Annotated in this window: 20 protein-coding genes; all 20 read left to right on the top strand. The window is 40.3% G+C overall.

The features are described from left to right. The first annotated feature begins 63 nt into the window (after positions 1-63). Entirely contained in the window at positions 64-1,128 is a 1,065-nt protein-coding gene (gene prfA, locus IE339_RS22860; protein ID WP_242172138.1) for a peptide chain release factor 1, read from the top strand. A 2-nt stretch (positions 1,129-1,130) separates the two neighbouring features. After that, entirely contained in the window at positions 1,131-1,991 is an 861-nt protein-coding gene (gene prmC / locus IE339_RS22855; RefSeq protein WP_242172135.1) for a peptide chain release factor N(5)-glutamine methyltransferase, read from the top strand. 115 nt (positions 1,992-2,106) lie between these two features. Further along, a complete protein-coding gene (gene spoIIR / locus IE339_RS22850) occupies positions 2,107-2,877 on the top strand; it encodes a stage II sporulation protein R (RefSeq protein WP_242172133.1) in 771 nt (256 codons plus the stop codon). Positions 2,878-2,950: 73 nt separating this feature from the next. Beyond that, positions 2,951-3,394, top strand: a complete 444-nt coding sequence (locus IE339_RS22845; RefSeq protein ID WP_242172129.1) for a GNAT family N-acetyltransferase — start codon at positions 2,951-2,953, stop codon at positions 3,392-3,394. Between the two features lie 171 nt (positions 3,395-3,565). Next, the gene (locus IE339_RS22840) at positions 3,566-4,606 is read left to right on the top strand and encodes an L-threonylcarbamoyladenylate synthase (RefSeq protein ID WP_242176289.1); all 1,041 of its coding nucleotides are present in this window, start codon (positions 3,566-3,568) and stop codon (positions 4,604-4,606) included. Between the two features lie 112 nt (positions 4,607-4,718). Beyond that, positions 4,719-5,273 carry a manganese efflux pump MntP gene (locus tag IE339_RS22835; RefSeq protein WP_053403728.1) on the top strand — a complete coding sequence of 185 codons (555 nt, stop codon included), beginning with the start codon at positions 4,719-4,721 and terminating at the stop codon, positions 5,271-5,273. 161 nt (positions 5,274-5,434) lie between these two features. After that, positions 5,435-5,869: a low molecular weight protein arginine phosphatase gene (locus tag IE339_RS22830; RefSeq protein WP_277933932.1), complete on the top strand. Its 435-nt coding sequence runs from the start codon at positions 5,435-5,437 to the stop codon at positions 5,867-5,869. Positions 5,870-5,883: 14 nt separating this feature from the next. Further along, on the top strand, positions 5,884-7,173 hold the full coding sequence (locus IE339_RS22825) for a methyl-accepting chemotaxis protein (protein ID WP_242172128.1): 1,290 nt from the start codon (positions 5,884-5,886) through the stop codon (positions 7,171-7,173). Between the two features lie 75 nt (positions 7,174-7,248). After that, entirely contained in the window at positions 7,249-7,797 is a 549-nt protein-coding gene (locus tag IE339_RS22820; RefSeq protein WP_242172125.1) for a TIGR01440 family protein, read from the top strand. A 168-nt stretch (positions 7,798-7,965) separates the two neighbouring features. Beyond that, positions 7,966-9,207 (top strand): serine hydroxymethyltransferase, encoded by a 1,242-nt coding sequence (gene glyA, locus IE339_RS22815; protein ID WP_242172122.1) that lies wholly within the window; start codon positions 7,966-7,968, stop codon positions 9,205-9,207. A 779-nt stretch (positions 9,208-9,986) separates the two neighbouring features. Continuing rightward, complete coding sequence (gene upp, locus IE339_RS22810; RefSeq protein WP_242172118.1) at positions 9,987-10,616, top strand: uracil phosphoribosyltransferase; 630 nt, start codon at positions 9,987-9,989, stop codon at positions 10,614-10,616. Between the two features lie 69 nt (positions 10,617-10,685). Beyond that, the gene (gene wecB, locus IE339_RS22805) at positions 10,686-11,831 is read left to right on the top strand and encodes a non-hydrolyzing UDP-N-acetylglucosamine 2-epimerase (RefSeq protein WP_242172115.1); all 1,146 of its coding nucleotides are present in this window, start codon (positions 10,686-10,688) and stop codon (positions 11,829-11,831) included. A 657-nt stretch (positions 11,832-12,488) separates the two neighbouring features. Then, positions 12,489-12,713, top strand: a complete 225-nt coding sequence (locus IE339_RS22800) for an AtpZ/AtpI family protein (protein WP_242172113.1) — start codon at positions 12,489-12,491, stop codon at positions 12,711-12,713. A gap of 3 nt (positions 12,714-12,716) precedes the next feature. Continuing rightward, positions 12,717-13,112 carry an ATP synthase subunit I gene (locus IE339_RS22795; RefSeq protein WP_242172110.1) on the top strand — a complete coding sequence of 132 codons (396 nt, stop codon included), beginning with the start codon at positions 12,717-12,719 and terminating at the stop codon, positions 13,110-13,112. A gap of 7 nt (positions 13,113-13,119) precedes the next feature. Next, the gene (gene atpB / locus IE339_RS22790) at positions 13,120-13,830 is read left to right on the top strand and encodes a F0F1 ATP synthase subunit A (RefSeq protein ID WP_242172106.1); all 711 of its coding nucleotides are present in this window, start codon (positions 13,120-13,122) and stop codon (positions 13,828-13,830) included. A 64-nt stretch (positions 13,831-13,894) separates the two neighbouring features. After that, positions 13,895-14,107, top strand: a complete 213-nt coding sequence (atpE, locus tag IE339_RS22785; protein ID WP_053403720.1) for a F0F1 ATP synthase subunit C — start codon at positions 13,895-13,897, stop codon at positions 14,105-14,107. Positions 14,108-14,243: 136 nt separating this feature from the next. Further along, on the top strand, positions 14,244-14,750 hold the full coding sequence (locus IE339_RS22780; protein ID WP_242172104.1) for a F0F1 ATP synthase subunit B: 507 nt from the start codon (positions 14,244-14,246) through the stop codon (positions 14,748-14,750). Next, positions 14,747-15,292 carry a F0F1 ATP synthase subunit delta gene (locus IE339_RS22775; RefSeq protein WP_242172101.1) on the top strand — a complete coding sequence of 182 codons (546 nt, stop codon included), beginning with the start codon at positions 14,747-14,749 and terminating at the stop codon, positions 15,290-15,292. The genes IE339_RS22780 and IE339_RS22775 overlap by 4 nt, the downstream gene beginning before the upstream one ends. 22 nt (positions 15,293-15,314) lie before the next feature. Beyond that, positions 15,315-16,826 carry a F0F1 ATP synthase subunit alpha gene (gene atpA / locus IE339_RS22770; RefSeq protein ID WP_242172096.1) on the top strand — a complete coding sequence of 504 codons (1,512 nt, stop codon included), beginning with the start codon at positions 15,315-15,317 and terminating at the stop codon, positions 16,824-16,826. A 78-nt stretch (positions 16,827-16,904) separates the two neighbouring features. Continuing rightward, complete coding sequence (locus IE339_RS22765) at positions 16,905-17,762, top strand: F0F1 ATP synthase subunit gamma (protein ID WP_053403716.1); 858 nt, start codon at positions 16,905-16,907, stop codon at positions 17,760-17,762. Positions 17,763-17,795 lie beyond the last annotated feature (33 nt).

The raw sequence follows: 17,795 nt of genomic DNA, 5'->3' as shown, positions 1-17,795 counted from the left end.
TGACCTCGCCCCTGACCTTATACTATAATTAGAATGTTATGGACAAAAAATGAGGTGAATGGTGTGTTTGATCGTTTACAAGCAGTAGAAGCTCGCTATGAGAAATTGAATGAACTTCTCAGCGATCCTGGAATCGTGAGTAATCCATCTAAATTAAGAGAATATTCAAAAGAACAGTCTGATATACAAGAAACTGTCGATACGTACAGAGAATATAAGGAAATTTCTGAGCAATACACTGAGGCAAAGTCAATGCTAGAAGAAGGCTTAGATGCTGAAATGCGTGATATGGTGAAAGAAGAAATTTCTGAGCTTGAAGAACAAAAAGAACAGCTAGAGGAACGTCTACATATCCTATTAATTCCGAAAGATCCAAATGACGATAAAAACGTAATTATGGAGATTCGTGGAGCTGCAGGCGGGGACGAAGCCGCGTTATTTGCAGGTGACTTATATCGTATGTACTCTCGTTATGCAGAAGCTCAAGGCTGGAAAACAGAAGTAATGGAAGCAAACTCGACAGGAGTGGGCGGATATAAAGAGATCATCTTTATGATTACTGGTAAAGGCGCATTTTCAAAATTGAAGTTTGAAAATGGAGCTCATCGTGTACAACGTGTTCCTGAAACGGAATCTGGTGGACGTATTCATACTTCTACATCAACAGTAGCCGTTCTTCCGGAAGCAGAGGAAGTAGAAGTTGAAATTCATGAGAAAGATATTCGTGTCGATACGTTCGCATCCAGTGGCCCTGGAGGACAAAGTGTTAATACGACGATGTCAGCTGTACGTTTAACGCATCTTCCAACGAACACAGTCGTATCCTGTCAGGATGAAAAATCTCAAATCAAAAACAAAGAAAAAGCGATGAAGGTCCTTCGTGCGCGTGTATATGATAAATTTCAACGTGAGGCACAGGCGGAATATGATCAAACACGTAAACAAGCTGTTGGAACGGGAGACCGCTCTGAGCGTATTCGTACGTATAACTTCCCACAAAACCGTGTAACGGACCATCGTATTGGTTTAACGATTCAAAAGCTTGATCAAATTCTCCAAGGGAAACTTGACGAAGTTGTCGAAGCATTGATTTTAGAAGACCAAGCTCAACGAATGGAGCAAGCTTAATCATGGAAGCTTCATTTGTAAAAATATTTGAAGCCCTTAACTGGGCTTCTTCTTTTTTGAAAGCACATGGACGCGATGAAAACGCAGGGGAACTGTTACTTAAACATCATTTGAATATGAGTCGCTCACAGCTGTTAGCTTCTCTTCACGATGAGATGGATCCTCTTGTAAAAGAACGGTTTTTAGCTGATCTTCACAAGCATGTAGAGGGAATCCCTGTTCAATACTTAATTGGATACGAAGAATTTTATGGCCGCGTGTTTTCCATGAATAAGGAAGTGTTAATTCCTCGCCCCGAAACAGAAGAGTTGGTGTACGGTGTCATTGAAAGAGCCAAAAACAAATTTCAGCATCCATCGATTGTCGATATTGGAACGGGAAGCGGCGCGATAGCGATTAGTCTAGCTCTTGAAATGCCACAAGCTAAAGTGAGTGCCGTTGATATCGCAAAGGCTTCATTAGAAGTCGCAGAAAAAAATGCGCGCGATTTAGGCGCAGCGGTTCATTTTTACGAAGGCGATTTATTGCAACCAATTATTCAACGCGGAGAAAAGGTTGATATTGTTGTATCTAACCCTCCTTACATTCCTGACCTTGAGGTGGAAACATTGTCAACGGTCGTGAAAGATCATGAGCCGATGCGCGCGCTAGCTGGTGGTCAGGACGGTTTGGACTTTTATCGACGCTTTATGAATGAGCTTCCGCAGGTGCTAAACTCAAATGGGATCGTTGCGTTTGAGGTGGGGGCAGGTCAAGCGGAGGCAGTTGCGGAGATGCTTCGTGCTACGTTTACAAAAGCTGATGTGCGCGTTGTATATGATATTAATCAAAAAGATCGAATGGTATTCGCAGAGCTTCATTAAGTTCTGCGAGATGCTATTTTTAAAAGAAAATAAAAGATTTCCATATTCGTGCAAATTACTAGTTTAGTATAGTCGTGTTTTGGTCATACTGCTCTTATAAGGGGTGGATGAACAAATGAAAAAACACGTTATTATATTTCTTCTTTTACTATTAGTAGGAGCAAATCTTAATTTATTATATAGCAGTCAGCCTGTTCAGGCAGAAGAGCCGGTCGTCATTCCAGATGAAGCGATTCGCCTACGTATTTTAGCAAACAGTGATGATGAAAATGATCAGCGCGTAAAGCGATTAATTCGTGATCAGGTCAATATTGAAATTACCAAATGGGTTCAAGACCTGACATCTATTGAAGAAGCACGTAAGGTCATTAAAAGTCATTTGCCAGAAATACAGGCAATCGCAGAGCGTGTATTAAAAGAGCAACAGGTAAAGCAGTCTGTTCACGTAAAGTTCGGTACGGTGCGTTTTCCAACAAAGTTGTATGGACAGTTTTTATATCCTGCAGGTAAGTATGAAGCAATTTTAGTCACACTTGGAGAAGGTGAAGGAGCAAACTGGTGGTGCGTTCTATTTCCTCCTTTATGCTTTCTTGATTTCTCAAATGGTGCAGCTGTACAAGACCCGTCTGGTGAATACAAGCCATCTAATGTAAAAGACGATGCTCATCCAAGTGAGAGCACTGCGATAGAAGCAAGCGACGGAGCTGACGTAAATCAGCCCAAAACAGAAGAGGTTGTTCAACAGCCGGAAGAAAAGGAAGTTGAAAAGCCTGTAAAACACAAGGTTAAGAAGACCTCGTTTGTTGATACGAAAGAGCCTGAAGAACAGAAAGAAGTCAAAGTGAAATTTTTTGTTGTCGAATGGGTATCAAAAATGTGGCCATAAACTCTAGTACTAGTTCTATTTATCACCTTTCTTCATAGATTAAAAACTAGAAGGAAAGATGAGGAGGAGAACGATGCCAGAAATGATTCGTCATGCCACAAAACAAGATATTCAGCTAATTGAACAGTTTTTGCAAAGAGCGGTAGTGGGAAAAACGAACGTAAAAGAAGCAATTGATCGTTTTATCATTATGGAAAACGATCGTGGTGAGCTGTTAGCGACGATTTCCTTTCAACCGTGCGGAGAAGATGCACTTTTACGTTCCTTAGTGATGTCTAGTGATGCCACCCAGCAAGGAATTATTCATTTGTTCAGTGCAATGGTTGAATTCATTCACAGCAAAAACATGCGGGACATTTACCTCGTTACAAGTACGGGTTCGGCCATTCCATTTTTTAAGCTCTTTCACTTTGCAGAAGTCGAAAGCAGCGATGTATCTGTGGATATTAAAGAAAAGATAAAAGTAGAAGGTTCATCCACTGGGGATATCTTTTATTATATGAAGTATTCTGTATAAAAAGATAATATCCACAAAGTTATCCACTATATTTTGAATATTATCCACAATTTGTGGATATTTTTTCTTTTTCTTGGGATAATTTTGTCCTTTTAGTCAAATTGTATTACAATCAGTAGAAGTTACAGGCATTGTGAGTCGTAATATCTTATTAGGTAGGAGCTGGAAATGTTGAAAACAAAATTGTGGATTGTGGATAAATCTGAAACAAAGCATGAAAGTTATCCACAATTAGTAGAAGCATCAATGTTACTTAAAAAGGGAGAAGTTGTGGCTTTTCCTACGGAAACTGTATATGGACTAGGGGCTGATGCGACGTCGGATCAGGCTGTGGATAAAATTTTCTCAGCAAAAGGCCGACCAAGTGATAATCCGCTCATTGTCCACATTGCCGAACAGTCTCAGCTGGATGATTTTATTGAAGAAGTTCCCGATCATGCGGTACGTTTAATGGAAGCTTTTTGGCCAGGACCGCTGACAGTTATTTTAAAGAAGAAAGAAGGATTGTCAGATAAGGTAACTGCAGGGCTTTCAACCGTAGGCGTACGTATGCCTGATCATCCGATTGCCCTTGCGCTTATTAAGGAGGCAAATCTGCCAATCGCAGCACCAAGTGCGAACCTTTCTGGCAAGCCAAGTCCAACTACTGCTCAGCACGTAATCCAAGATTTGGATGGTCGAGTGAGTGGGATTGTCGATGGGGGAGCAACGGGAGTAGGTGTAGAATCCACCGTAGTGGATTGCACAACGGAAATTCCCGTCATCTTCCGCCCAGGTGGTGTAACAAAAGAACAGTTAGAAAGCGTAGTAGGTGAGGTATTAGTTGATCCTGCTTTATTGAAAGAAGGAGAGGCACCGAAATCTCCGGGGATGAAATATACGCACTACGCACCTGATGCACCGCTATTGATCGTTGATGGAAGCAAGGAATTCCTGCAACAGAAAATAAACGAGTATCAGCAGTCTGGCAAAAAAGTAGGCGTACTCACAACAGATGAAAACAAAGCCTACTATCAGGCAGATCAAATCATTTGCTGTGGAAAGCGTGAGGATCTAGCAACGGTTGCTCATGATCTTTATCACGTTCTGCGCTCATTTAATGAATATGACGTTGATACGATTTTAAGCGAAAGCTTCCCGGCAGAGGGAGTCGGACAAGCCATTATGAACCGACTGATCAAAGCCGCCGGTCATCATGTAATAAGCGAATAACAGTGTTGAAGTCCTTTCCAGAGTGGGAAGGACTTTTTTAAAACTTTTCTTCTAAACCTTTTTCGGAATGCATAAAGTGAAATAGGCACGTCCGAGGGGGTTTATAATAATTATGTCGTCACTTATTAATGAAATTTTAACTTTATTAATTATGGCTTTTGCTTTAGGAATGGATGCTTTTTCTGTTGGATTAGGTATGGGATTAATCAAACTGCGCACGCGACAAATCTTTTTAATTGGGGTCACAATTGGTTTTTTTCATATATGGATGCCTCTAGTTGGAATGATCATCGGACGCGTTCTTTCTGACAAATTCGGGATGTTTGCTACATATGCAGGTGGAATTCTTCTCTTTTTGCTGGGCGGACAAATGATTTATGCTTCCTTTAAAAAAGGGGAAGAGTCACTCATTAAACCTGTCGGATTCGGTTTGATCGTCTTTGCCTTAAGTGTTAGCTTAGATAGTTTCTCTGTAGGTCTTAGCTTAGGAATCTTTGGCGCAAGAACAGCACTAACCATTGCTTTGTTTGGAATCATGAGCATGGTATTAACATGGACTGGCTTGCTTCTAGGAAGACGCGTTCAAGGTTGGCTAGGTTCATATAGCGAGGCACTCGGTGGGAGTATTCTATTGGCATTTGGGATTAAACTTTTGTTACCATTTTAAGTAGAGCATCAGGATGTTTACCTCGTGAAGTTTCAGTTATAATAGAAGATATAGTAGAAGGTGTCCTAGAGAGTAAATATGACTCTTTTACGACACCTTTTTATTTTCTGTTACTTTTTTACTACTTTTGTTTTATAATTATTTCCAAAGGAGGATTTTTTGTGAAAAAAATTCTATTTGTTTGTACGGGTAATACGTGCAGAAGCCCGATGGCGGAAGCTCTATTAAAAGCAAAAAAACTTCCTAATGTTGAAGTAAAATCAGCTGGGGTATTTGCAGCCAATGGCAGTTCAGCATCTACTCAAGCAACGGAAGCCCTTTTAGAAAAAGGAATTAGTCATCAGCATTCCTCACAGGTGGTAGATCTTGAATTGATCAACTGGGCAACGCATATTCTCACAATGGGAGAAAGTCACAAGCAAATGGTTGTGGCTCAATCACCGAGAGCGATTGAAAAAACGTTTACGTTAAAAGAATATGTTCAAGGAATAAAAGGAGATATTGCAGATCCTTTTGGTGGAAGCTTATCAATCTATCGTTATACGCTAGAAGAGCTCAACGAACTAATCGATAAGTTAGGAGAAAAAATTATATAAATTGAGGGGTCATTATGGGGGAGAAAAGAAAATATAAGTTTAGTTTGCGATTGCGGTTAGTATTATTTACTTCAATACTTGCTTTTATCACGTATTCCACTAGTGTGTTCTTTCTATATATTGTTTATCCTTTTGTGGATCAGTGGTTCAGTGAAAAGGCATTTACAATTGGAACACTCTGTCTTGGAATGATGTGGTCGGCGTTTCTAGCCTATGTCGCAGCTGGATTTATTATTAAACCACTACAGGAAGTAGAACGTGTAGCACTAAAAGCGGCTCAAGGTATCATTAATGAAGACGTAAAGGTTTCAAAGGTTGATGATGAAATTCGTTCGTTAGGCTTAGCATTCAACGACATGCTTTATAGCCTACGTGAAATGGTTGGAAAAATTAATTATAACTTTGAGACGACCAATCATACGGTTCTACATATTTCGAACTCTGTAGAGGATGCTTCCCTTCAGGCCGAAACGATTAATCGCACGATCAATGAAATATCAAAAGGCGCAGAGTCTTCTGCCGTCGCTATTCAAGAAACGTCTGACTCAGTTGGTCGTGTCATCTCTCTTGCTGAAGAAGTGAGAGAAAAAGCACACTTGTCTAAGACGCTGTCTCAATTAATGGTAGGGACGCTTGATCAAAATAAGGTTGCCACACAATCACTAATTGACGGAGTGCGTCTCCTAGCAGATAACAATCAGCAATCGCTAGAGTCGGTGCATCGACTAGAGATGAATGCAAAGCAGGTCGAGAACATCATCGGTTTAGTAGGTGATATTGCGGGACAAACAAATTTACTTGCTCTAAATGCATCGATTGAAGCAGCAAGAGCCGGTGAGCATGGCAAAGGATTTGCGGTTGTCGCGGATGAAGTTCGAAAACTTGCCGATGAAAGCGCGAAAGCTGTCCAAGGTATTACAGAACTTATTCATAGCATTCAGAACGAAGTAAAAACGGTTGTACATCAAATCACTGATCAGGTAAAAGCAGCAAACAAAGAAGCTCATAAAGGAAGCGAAACGACAAAGGGCTTTGAAGAAATGACTACTTCCGTGCTACAGGTGGCAGATGCAGTTGATCATATTACCGAAATGATCGATAAGCAGATGCACACGATTCAGGAAACATCAGAGCAGTCACAGGAAGTAGCGGCAATTGCGGAGGAAACATCTGCAGGAGCTGAAGAAGTAAGCGCAGCAACCGAAGAACAAACAACGCTCATTCAACAAATTGATTCTGTGACGAAAAGTCTTGCCGAGCAATCTGCTCAATTAAACAGTACGATTCAACGATTTAAACTTTGACCAGATAGTCTACGCTATCTGGTTTTTTTCGTTTTGGTGTACAATAATGGAAACATCGTTAAATGGAAAAAGGAGATGACTACGTTGCAGGAGAACCTTCAAAACGAACTGCAGACTATTTTAAATGATTTTCAATCACAGGCATCATTGCAAACAAATGATCTTTTCGTTATTGGTTGCAGTACGAGTGAAGTAATTGGCCAACGAATTGGAACATCGGGAACTTTTGAAGTTGCTACATCCATCTACAATGCTCTTCAACAATTTAAAGAAGAAACAGGAATACGGCTTGCTTTTCAATGCTGTGAGCATCTAAATCGTGCTTTAGTCGTAGAGAGAGAGGTAGCACTTCGAAAAAACTTGGAAGTGGTTCATGCTATTCCAGCACATCAGGCTGGTGGAGCCATGGCAACTTACGCATATAAGCAGTTCAGCGATCCGGTTTTAGTCGAGCATATAACGGCGGACGCGGGAATTGATATAGGTGACACATTTATTGGTATGCACATTAAGCATGTAGCCGTTCCTGTACGTTGCTCTGTCAAAAGCTTAGGAAGTGCCCATGTAACGTTAGCGAAGTCGAGACAAAAGTTAATCGGTGGTGCACGCGCAGTTTATGAATAAAAAGTATATCATTATAGCTTTTTATTGCGTTTAATGTTCGGAAATTACGGAGTTTAAAAAGAAAAATAAACTAATTTCGTTCGGGGTATTCCCTAAAAGAAAAATCATGTTAAAATGAGAACATGTTTAAATATCATTACTTTTAAAAGTGTGTGGAGGGGTAAGTAAATGGAGAAACTAGCACAGCAAGACCCGCAAATTTACAAAGCAATACAACAAGAACTTGGTAGACAACGTTCAAAAATCGAGTTAATTGCTTCTGAGAATTTCGTTAGTCAAGCAGTAATGGAAGCTCAAGGTTCTGTATTAACAAATAAGTATGCAGAAGGATACCCTGGTAAACGTTACTACGGCGGCTGTGAATATGTCGACGTAGCAGAGGATATTGCACGTGATCGAGCAAAAGAGATCTTTGGGGCAGAGCATGCAAACGTTCAACCGCATTCAGGTGCGCAAGCGAATATGGCTGTTTATTTCACGATTTTAGAGCCTGGTGATACGGTTTTAGGTATGAATCTTTCTCATGGGGGACACTTAACTCATGGTAGCCCAGTTAACTTTAGCGGCGTTCAATATAACTTCGTTGAGTATGGTGTTGACCGTGACGCGCAAGTAATCGATTATGAAGATGTTCGCGCCAAAGCGAAAGAGCATCAGCCAAAACTAATTGTTGCGGGAGCAAGTGCTTATCCACGCACTATTGATTTTGCAAAATTCCGTGAGATTGCAGACGAAGTTGGAGCATATTTAATGGTAGATATGGCGCATATCGCAGGACTAGTTGCGACTGGTCTTCATCCAAATCCTGTACCATATGCAGATTTCGTTACAACAACGACACATAAAACACTTCGTGGACCTCGTGGTGGGATGATTTTATGTAAAGAAGAGTTCGCGAAGAAAATTGATAAATCGATTTTCCCTGGTATTCAAGGTGGCCCACTTATGCATGTGATCGCAGCAAAAGCAGTAGCGTTCGGAGAAGCACTGCAAGATGAGTTCAAATCATATGCGAAGCAAATTGTTGATAATGCACAGCGTCTAGCTGAGGCACTTCAAGCTCAAGGATTAACACTTGTTTCTGGTGGAACGGACAACCACCTAATTCTTATTGATGTACGTTCTCTTAATTTAACAGGGAAAGTAGCTGAACGAGCGTTAGATGATGTAGGGATTACAGCAAACAAAAATACGATTCCTTATGATCCAGAAAGCCCATTCGTAACGAGCGGTGTCCGCATTGGTACAGCTGCTGTTACAAGCCGAGGATTCGGTTTAAGCGAGATGGATGAGATTGCGGAAATCATCGCGTTGACGCTTAAGAACGTAGAGGACGAGGCGAAGTTAGAGGAAGCTAAGTCTCGCGTTGAGCAGTTAACGAACAAATTCCCAATGTATCCACACCTATAATTTTGATCCACTTTACAATTAGGACCTCACGGAAGAGCTGTGAGGTCCTGATTGTAAAGCATAAGCGAATAGCGCCCTCCCTTGCGGGTTGGCGCTATTCGCTTGTGTAGACCTTTTTGGGTGAATCAGGTGGTCTGGTAGGGCGCTAGTTTGGGTATTCTTGTTGAGGGTTTTCTGTAAGGCGAGGAAGGGTTGTTAGGTTTCTGTTGAACAAAAGGGGAATAGCGCTCTCCCTTGCCGGTTGGCGCTATTCCCTTGTGTAGACCTTTTTTGTGCTTTAGGAGATCTGGTGGGGCGTTAGTTTGGTTGTTCTTGTTGAGGATTTTCTGTGAGGCGAGGAAGGGTTGTTAGGTTCCTGTTGAGCAAAAGAGGAATAGCGCCCTCCCTTGCGGGGTGGCGCTATTCGCTTGTGTAGACCTTTTTGGGTGAATCAGGTGGTCAGGTAGGGCGTTGGTTTGGGTGGTTTGTTAGAGGGTTTCTGTGGTGCGAGGAGGAGAAGTTGTAGCCTTTTTGAGTAAAAAGAGGGTGGGGGCCTTTCCTTGTTGACTGATCTCACTCAGTTTATGGATGGTTTCTTTCAAAACATCTCAAATGTGAAAATTAAATCACAATTGTTTAACAAATGATGGTGTTGTAATGTTCGCTCTTGAACTCGGTTTGCTTTTTCTGTAAAATAGACGCAATGTATAATTTTAAATTGGAAAGCCAGCGAGAACGTACCATTCAGGAAGATGAATGGTATTTTCATGTGTCTGGGTGCTAAAAAAGGAGAGATTACTATGGGCAAAGTGTATGTATTTGATCATCCGCTTATTCAACACAAGTTAACGTATATTCGTGATAAACAAACAGGTACAAAGGAGTTTCGTGAACTAGTTGATGAAGTGGCAAGCTTAATGGCATTTGAGATTACTCGTGATATGCCACTTGAGTCAGTGGAAATCGACACACCGGTTTGTAGAACAGAATCAAAGGTACTATCAGGTAAAAAGCTCGGAATCGTTCCTATTTTACGTGCAGGAATTGGAATGGTTGATGGTATTCTTAAACTTATTCCTGCGGCCAAAGTGGGCCATGTCGGTTTATACCGCGACCCAGAAACGTTACAGCCAATTGAATATTATGTAAAGCTTCCAAATGATGTGGAAGAACGTGATTTCATCGTTGTTGATCCGATGTTAGCGACAGGTGGTTCAGCTGTAGAAGCAATCAACTCTCTTAAGAAGCGCGGTGCTAAAAACATTAAGTTTATGTGCCTAATCGCAGCACCAGAGGGTGTAGAGATAGTGAAAGAAGCTCATCCAGACGTGGATATTTATATTGCAGCTTTAGATGAAAAATTAGATGACCATGGTTACATCGTTCCTGGACTTGGAGATGCTGGGGACCGTTTATTTGGTACAAAATAAGCGAAAGCTAATTATTAGCATGAGAGAAATTAGTAATCAGAAAATCTGACAGGCTTGGAGTGAACACTCATGAAAAAACCAATTAACGTAATGACTATTTTCGGTACAAGACCTGAGGCAATTAAAATGGCACCACTTGTACTTGAATTAAAAAAACGTCCTGAAGAATTTAACACGATCGTAACGGTTACCGCTCAACATCGTGAAATGCTTGATCAGGTTTTAACTATTTTTGATGTCACACCAGATTATGATTTAAACATTATGAAAGATCGCCAAACTCTTATGGATGTTACCACAAGAGCATTAGAAGGCTTAAATGATGTAATGAGCAAAGCAAAGCCAGATATCGTATTAGTTCATGGTGATACAACAACGACATTTGTTGCAAGCTTAGCTGCTTTTTATAATCAAATTGAAGTAGGTCATGTTGAAGCGGGCCTACGTACGTGGAATAAGTATTCTCCTTATCCAGAAGAAATGAACAGACAGTTAACAGGAGTGTTAGCAGACCTTCATTTTGCGCCGACTGATAAGTCAGCCAATAACCTAACTACTGAAAATAAACCAGAGGGATCTATTTTCGTAACAGGTAACACGGCAATCGATGCATTAAAAACAACGGTTAAAGATGACTACCATCATCCGGTTCTTGAGCAGGTGGGAGATGACCGTCTTATTCTTCTAACAGCTCACCGTCGTGAGAACTTAGGTGAACCAATGCGCAATATGTTCCGTGCAGTGAAACGCATTGTGGACGAGCATGATGATGTCCAAGTTGTCTACCCGGTTCATTTAAACCCAGTTGTGCGTGAGCTAGCTGATGAGGTTCTTGGGCAAGACCCACGCATTCATCTCATTGAGCCGTTAGACGTTATTGACTTCCATAACTTTGCTTCTCGCGCTCACATTATCTTAACGGATTCAGGCGGTGTTCAAGAAGAGGCTCCTTCTCTTGGTGTACCAGTACTTGTTCTTCGTGATACAACGGAGCGTCCTGAAGGGATTGAAGCAGGAACACTTAAGTTAGCAGGAACGGAAGAAGCAACGATTTATAACTTAGCAAAAGAATTATTAACAAATAAAGAAGTGTACGATGCTATGTCGAAGGCTTCCAATCCATACGGTGATGGTCTAGCTTCCAAGCGTATTGGTGATGCAATTAGCTATCATTTTAAACAACGTGAAGACAAGCCAGAATCATTTCGTCCATAAGTCATAAAGCAAAAGCATCTCCAGTAGAAACAGGAGATGCTTTTTGTTATTCCAGAATATCTTATTTCGCTAGGTGCAAACGATTTCTCTACGAAAGGAAACATAGCTAATAAATAGAGAGCCTGCCAGTTTCGATGAATAGATCGAAAGAGTTGGGTAAGAATGAAAAAAAATGTGACATAATTTGAAGAGATTTGACGAATCCTCATACTGAATCTTCGGAGCAAGGGCTTTTTTGGGTAATGGACCTTATGAATGTTTACTCATTCAATGATGATAGATTATGGAAAAACCCTGACATTGCTTGGATTTGTATCCGCTTTCTTAAATTAATATTCTGTATCTTTATGTACGTTATTTTCATACTATTTATTTAACAATGTTAATTTGTGAACATTTGATGACAGTTGCCTTGTATTACCCTATAAACGCATTGACATTAAATAGTAGCTATTGTATGCTTACAGGGGAAAGTAATGGTAAGGTTTTCAATGCGATAAAATCACCATATTTTTTCATTTTTACAGCCAGCTTTTTTCCTTTTCTGGCACTATGTTCTAATTAAATATGAAAGTTATACGAGTATCATATTTATCGTTGCATTGGCAATGGAAAAGTTAGAAAATAGAAAACATTGTTAAAAGGGAGAATATTTTCATGAGTCAAAATAAGCAGCAGTCTTTTCAGGCAATGGCCTTAATGACGGGAATCCTTTCTCAGTTAGTAGGCGCTATCTTAATCGGTCTTTTCTTAGGAAAGTGGATTGATAGCAAGTTGCACACATTTCCGCTATTTCTCGTAATCGGATTATTGCTTGGTCTTGGAACCGGTATTTATGCAATGATTCACCTCATTAAAAAATTTCACTCAGGAGATTCTTAATTCATGATTACTGTCCAACAACTAGTTACGCGTCAGAAAAAGTATATGTTCTACTTACTTGCGCTGTTTGTGCTAGGGTGGGGGTTTACTTCTTATCAAAGAGAATTCCTCGGATTAATTCTAGGAACAATTGTGAGTTTTTTCAGCTTACGACTAGTAGCCTTTAAGATTGATAAGCTATTGGATCGGGTGATAGAGGGCGAGAAGGTAAAAGCGAGACCGAAAGTAGTGAGTACTTATACTCGACTGGCATTATTTGGACTGTTGATTTTATTAGCGATTCGATATGAAAATATGATGGAAGTTTGGAGCCTAGCTGTGGGATTATTGACAGGTTATTTTGTCATGATCATAGATTATGTCTACATTCAGTATATTTCTAACAGGGAAGAGAGGTGAATTACTGTTGGAACACGGTGAAATCACAAAAACCTTTTTTGGATTAACCTTTACTTTATCCAACGTCGTTATGACGACGATTACCGCGTTAATCGTTTTTATAATCGCGATGGTTGCAACGCGTAGATTAGCAATTCGACCTACTGGAAAACAAAATTTTATGGAATGGGTCGTTGACTTCGCAAAAGGCATCATCAACAGTACGATGGATTGGCAAACTGGCGGCAGGTTCTTAACACTAGGAATAACACTCCTAATGTATATTTTCGTAGCCAACATGCTTGGTTTACCGTTTATGATTAATGTAGGCCACAATGCAGTGTGGAAATCTCCTACATCAGACCCTACAATCACGTTAACCCTAGCGGTTATGGTTGTTATTCTTACTCATTATTACGGTATTAAGATGCGAGGAACAGGGGCTTATGTTAAGAGTTTCTTCCAACCAATGCCTTTTTTATTCCCTTTAAAAATTATTGAAGAATTTGCGAATACCTTAACGTTAGGTTTGCGTCTTTACGGGAATATCTATGCAGGGGAGATCTTGTTAACTCTACTTGCAGGACTAGGGACAGGCAGTGTGCTTGGAGGCGTCCTTGGAGCAGTTCCGATGATTTTATGGCAAGGATTTAGTATTTTCGTTGGTTCAATCCAGGCATTTATCTTCACAATGTTAACAATGGTTTATATGGCTCACAAAGTAAGCCACGACCATTAATATATTAACCATATTTTCAAAGTATAAACTCATATTTTTTTAACCATAAAGGGAGGATATTTAAATGAATTTAATCGCAGCTGCAATTGCAATTGGTTTAGCCGCACTAGGTGCTGGTATTGGTAACGGTTTGATCGTATCTCGTACAGTTGAGGGAGTTGCTCGTCAACCAGAACTACGTAGTACACTTCAAACAATCATGTTCATCGGGGTAGCATTAGTTGAGGCATTACCTATCATCGGTGTAGTTATCGCGTTCATCGTATTAGGTAAGTAATAAAAGGGAGTTACTCCCGTACATAAATGGCGAAGATCGTTCGTGAAGACCTTCTTCGCCATTGCTTTATGAAGAAGGAGTATTTCGTTTTTTCGTAGTTTGTAAAATGTAAAAGTTTTGAAAGGAGTGAATCCTTGTGTTGATACTAGGACAAGTCGAGGGAATTGCTTGGGGTAACGTTGCTTACCAGTTAGTTATTTTCCTAATCTTATTGCTTTTACTTCGCAAGTTCGCTTTTGGTCCTTTAATGGGGATCATGAAAAAGCGTGAAGAATACATTTCAAATGAAATCTTATCAGCTGAAAAAAGCAACGCAGAAGCAAAGAAGCTTGCTGAAGAGCAACGTGAACTATTAAAACAGTCTCGTCAAGAGATTCAAGTTATGATGGACAACGCACGTAAATCTGCTGAAGATAAAAAAGAAGAAATTATTATTGCTGCACGTTCTGAAGCTGAGAGATTAAAAGAGTCTGCTAAGCTTGAGATTGTACAAGAGAAAGAGCAAGCAATGACGGCATTACGCCAGCAAGTAGCTTCATTATCTGTTCTTATTGCGTCTAAAGTAATCGAAAAAGAACTTTCTGAGCAAGATCAAGAAAAGTTAATTCAGGATTACATTAAAGAAGTAGGCGATGCACAATGAGTAATCAAGTAGTTGCAAAACGCTACGCATTAGCCCTTTTTGAATTGGCTAAAGAACAGAATAAAATTGATGCAATTGAAGCAGAGCTTTTAGTTGTAAAAGAAGTAATGGAGAATAATCCTAAGTTTTTAGAGGTATTAACACATCCAAAGCTTTCACCAGCACAAAAAAAAGTGTTGGTAGGGGATGCATTCTCAACGCTACTTCCAGAAGTTCAAAACACATTATTCTTATTGCTTGAACGAAATCGTATTACGATTACGGTTGAAATGGTTCAGCACTATGTTGAACTGGCGAACGAATCACGTAATATGGCAGAAGCAACTGCTTATTCTGTTAAGCCATTAACAGATGATGAAAAAGCAGCGCTATCTAGCACATTTTCGAAAAAAGTTGGCAAACAATCTTTACGAATTACAAACGTTATTGATCCAAGCTTGCTTGGTGGCGTAAAAATTCGCATTGGTAACCGAATTTATGACGGTAGCTTGAATGGCAAATTAGAGCGCATTCAACGTGAACTAGTTTTTAATAAAGCATAGATCGTAGATAGGGGTGAAATTGATGAGCAACATCAAAGCTGAAGAAATTAGCGCACTGATAAAAAAGCAAATTGAAAATTATCAGTCTGAAATTAAAGTAAGTGATGTCGGTACTGTAATCCAAGTTGGTGATGGTATCGCACGTGTACACGGCCTTGACAACGTTATGGCTGGTGAGCTTGTCGAATTTTCAAACGGTGTAATGGGTATGGCACAAAACCTAGAGTCAAATAACGTAGGTATCGTTATTTTAGGGCCTTACCGCGATATCCGTGAAGGAGACGAAGTTCGACGCACAGGACGTATCATGGAAGTACCAGTAGGGGAGGAGCTAATCGGTCGTGTTGTTAACCCATTAGGTCAACCAGTTGATGGACTAGGTCCAATCGCAACGACAAAAACTCGTCCAATTGAAAGTCCAGCACCAGGTGTAATGGACCGTAAATCTGTACACGAGCCTCTACAAACAGGTATCAAAGCGATCGATGCACTTGTACCAATCGGTCGTGGACAACGTGAATTAATCATCGGAGACCGTCAAACAGGTAAAACATCTGTAGCGATTGACTCCATTCTAAACCAAAAAGACCAAGACATGGTGTGTATCTATGTTGCGATCGGTCAAAAAGAATCTACTGTACGTAATGCGGTAGAAACGTTGCGTAAGCACGGAGCTCTTGATTACACAATTGTTGTAACAGCTTCTGCTTCTCAACCAGCTCCAATGTTATTCTTAGCACCATATGCTGGGGTAACAATGGGTGAAGAATTCATGTACAACGGTAAACACGTATTAGTCGTATATGATGATTTATCAAAACAAGCAGCTGCATATCGTGAGCTGTCTCTATTACTACGTCGTCCTCCAGGTCGTGAAGCATATCCAGGGGATGTATTCTACCTACACTCTCGTTTATTAGAGCGTGCAGCGAAATTATCTGATGCGAAAGGCGCAGGTTCATTAACAGCATTACCTTTCGTTGAAACGCAAGCAGGCGATATCTCTGCTTACATTCCAACAAACGTAATTTCCATCACTGATGGACAAATCTTCTTACAATCAGACTTGTTCTTCTCTGGCGTACGCCCAGCGATCAATGCAGGTTTATCAGTATCACGTGTTGGAGGATCTGCACAAATTAAAGCGATGAAATCAGTAGCGGGTACGCTTCGTCTTGACTTAGCATCTTTCCGTGAACTTGAAGCATTCGCTCAATTCGGTTCAGACCTTGATAAAGCAACACAAGCAAAACTAAACCGTGGTGCTCGTACAGTAGAAGTACTAAAACAAGATCTAAATAAACCATTAAAAGTTGAAAAGCAAGTAGCTATTCTATTTGCTTTAACAAGAGGTCATTTAGACAGCATTCCTGTTCAAGATATTACTCGCTTTGAAGATGAATTCTTAACATGGATGGACCAAAATGCGAAGGAACTACTAGACACAATCAGAACGACTGGTAAGCTTCCTGAAGAATCAGCATTAAGCCAAGCAATCGAAGAATTTAAAAAGACATTTATCGTTTCTGAATAATGAGATGTAGCAGGGCATTATGCCCTGCACCATTTGATAGATCAAAAATGTTCGAGGGTAAAAAGGTGGTGAGAACCTTTGGCATCATTACGCGATATTAAAACGAGAATTACGTCTACAAAGAAAACAAGCCAAATTACAAAAGCCATGCAAATGGTATCTGCTTCAAAGCTTAACCGTGCTGAGCAAAATGCAAAAGCATTTGTTCCGTATATGGAGAAGATTCAAGAAGTGGTGGCAAACATTGCGCTTGGAAGTACTGATGCTCGTCATCCAATGCTACAAGCACGTTCGGTTAAGAAAACGGGTTACTTAGTAATCACGTCTGACCGTGGTCTAGCTGGAGCATATAACAGTAACGTACTGAGACTTGTTTATCGTAATATTCAAGAACGTCATCAATCAGCAGATGAATATGAGATTATTGCAATTGGGCGTATGGGGGCTAGCTTCTTCAAGAACCGAGGAATCCCAGTTCTCCATGAGATTACAGCTCTTCCAGATCAGCCTGCATTCTCTGATATTCAAACGATTGCTAGCCAAGCAGTTAAGCTGTTTTCTGATGAAACGTTAGATGAGCTATACATGTATTACAATCACTTTGTAAATACCATGACACAAGAAGTAACGGAAACGAAATTGTTACCATTAACAGACATCGTAAGTGAGAAAAAGCTAACTTCTTATGAATTTGAGCCAGACCAAGAAGAAATTCTAGAAGTCCTTTTACCTCAATATGCGGAAAGTCTAATCTATGGTGCATTACTTGATGGAAAAGCTAGTGAACATGCCGCTCGTATGACAGCGATGAAGAGTGCGACTGATAATGCAAATGAACTTATCCGCAGCCTTACGCTTTCATATAACCGTGCTCGTCAAGCAGCCATCACACAAGAGATTACCGAAATCACAGCTGGAGCAGCTGCACTCGAATAGACAATTTCAATCAAGAATTGTGTATAGCAAGTT

Origin of the sequence: Priestia koreensis, from assembly GCF_022646885.1 — a bacterium.
In the GTDB taxonomy this organism is placed as follows: domain Bacteria; phylum Bacillota; class Bacilli; order Bacillales; family Bacillaceae_H; genus Bacillus_AG; species Bacillus_AG koreensis_A.
Note: the sequence above shows the minus strand (reverse complement) of the source record. Positions and strands in the feature narration are given on the sequence as shown.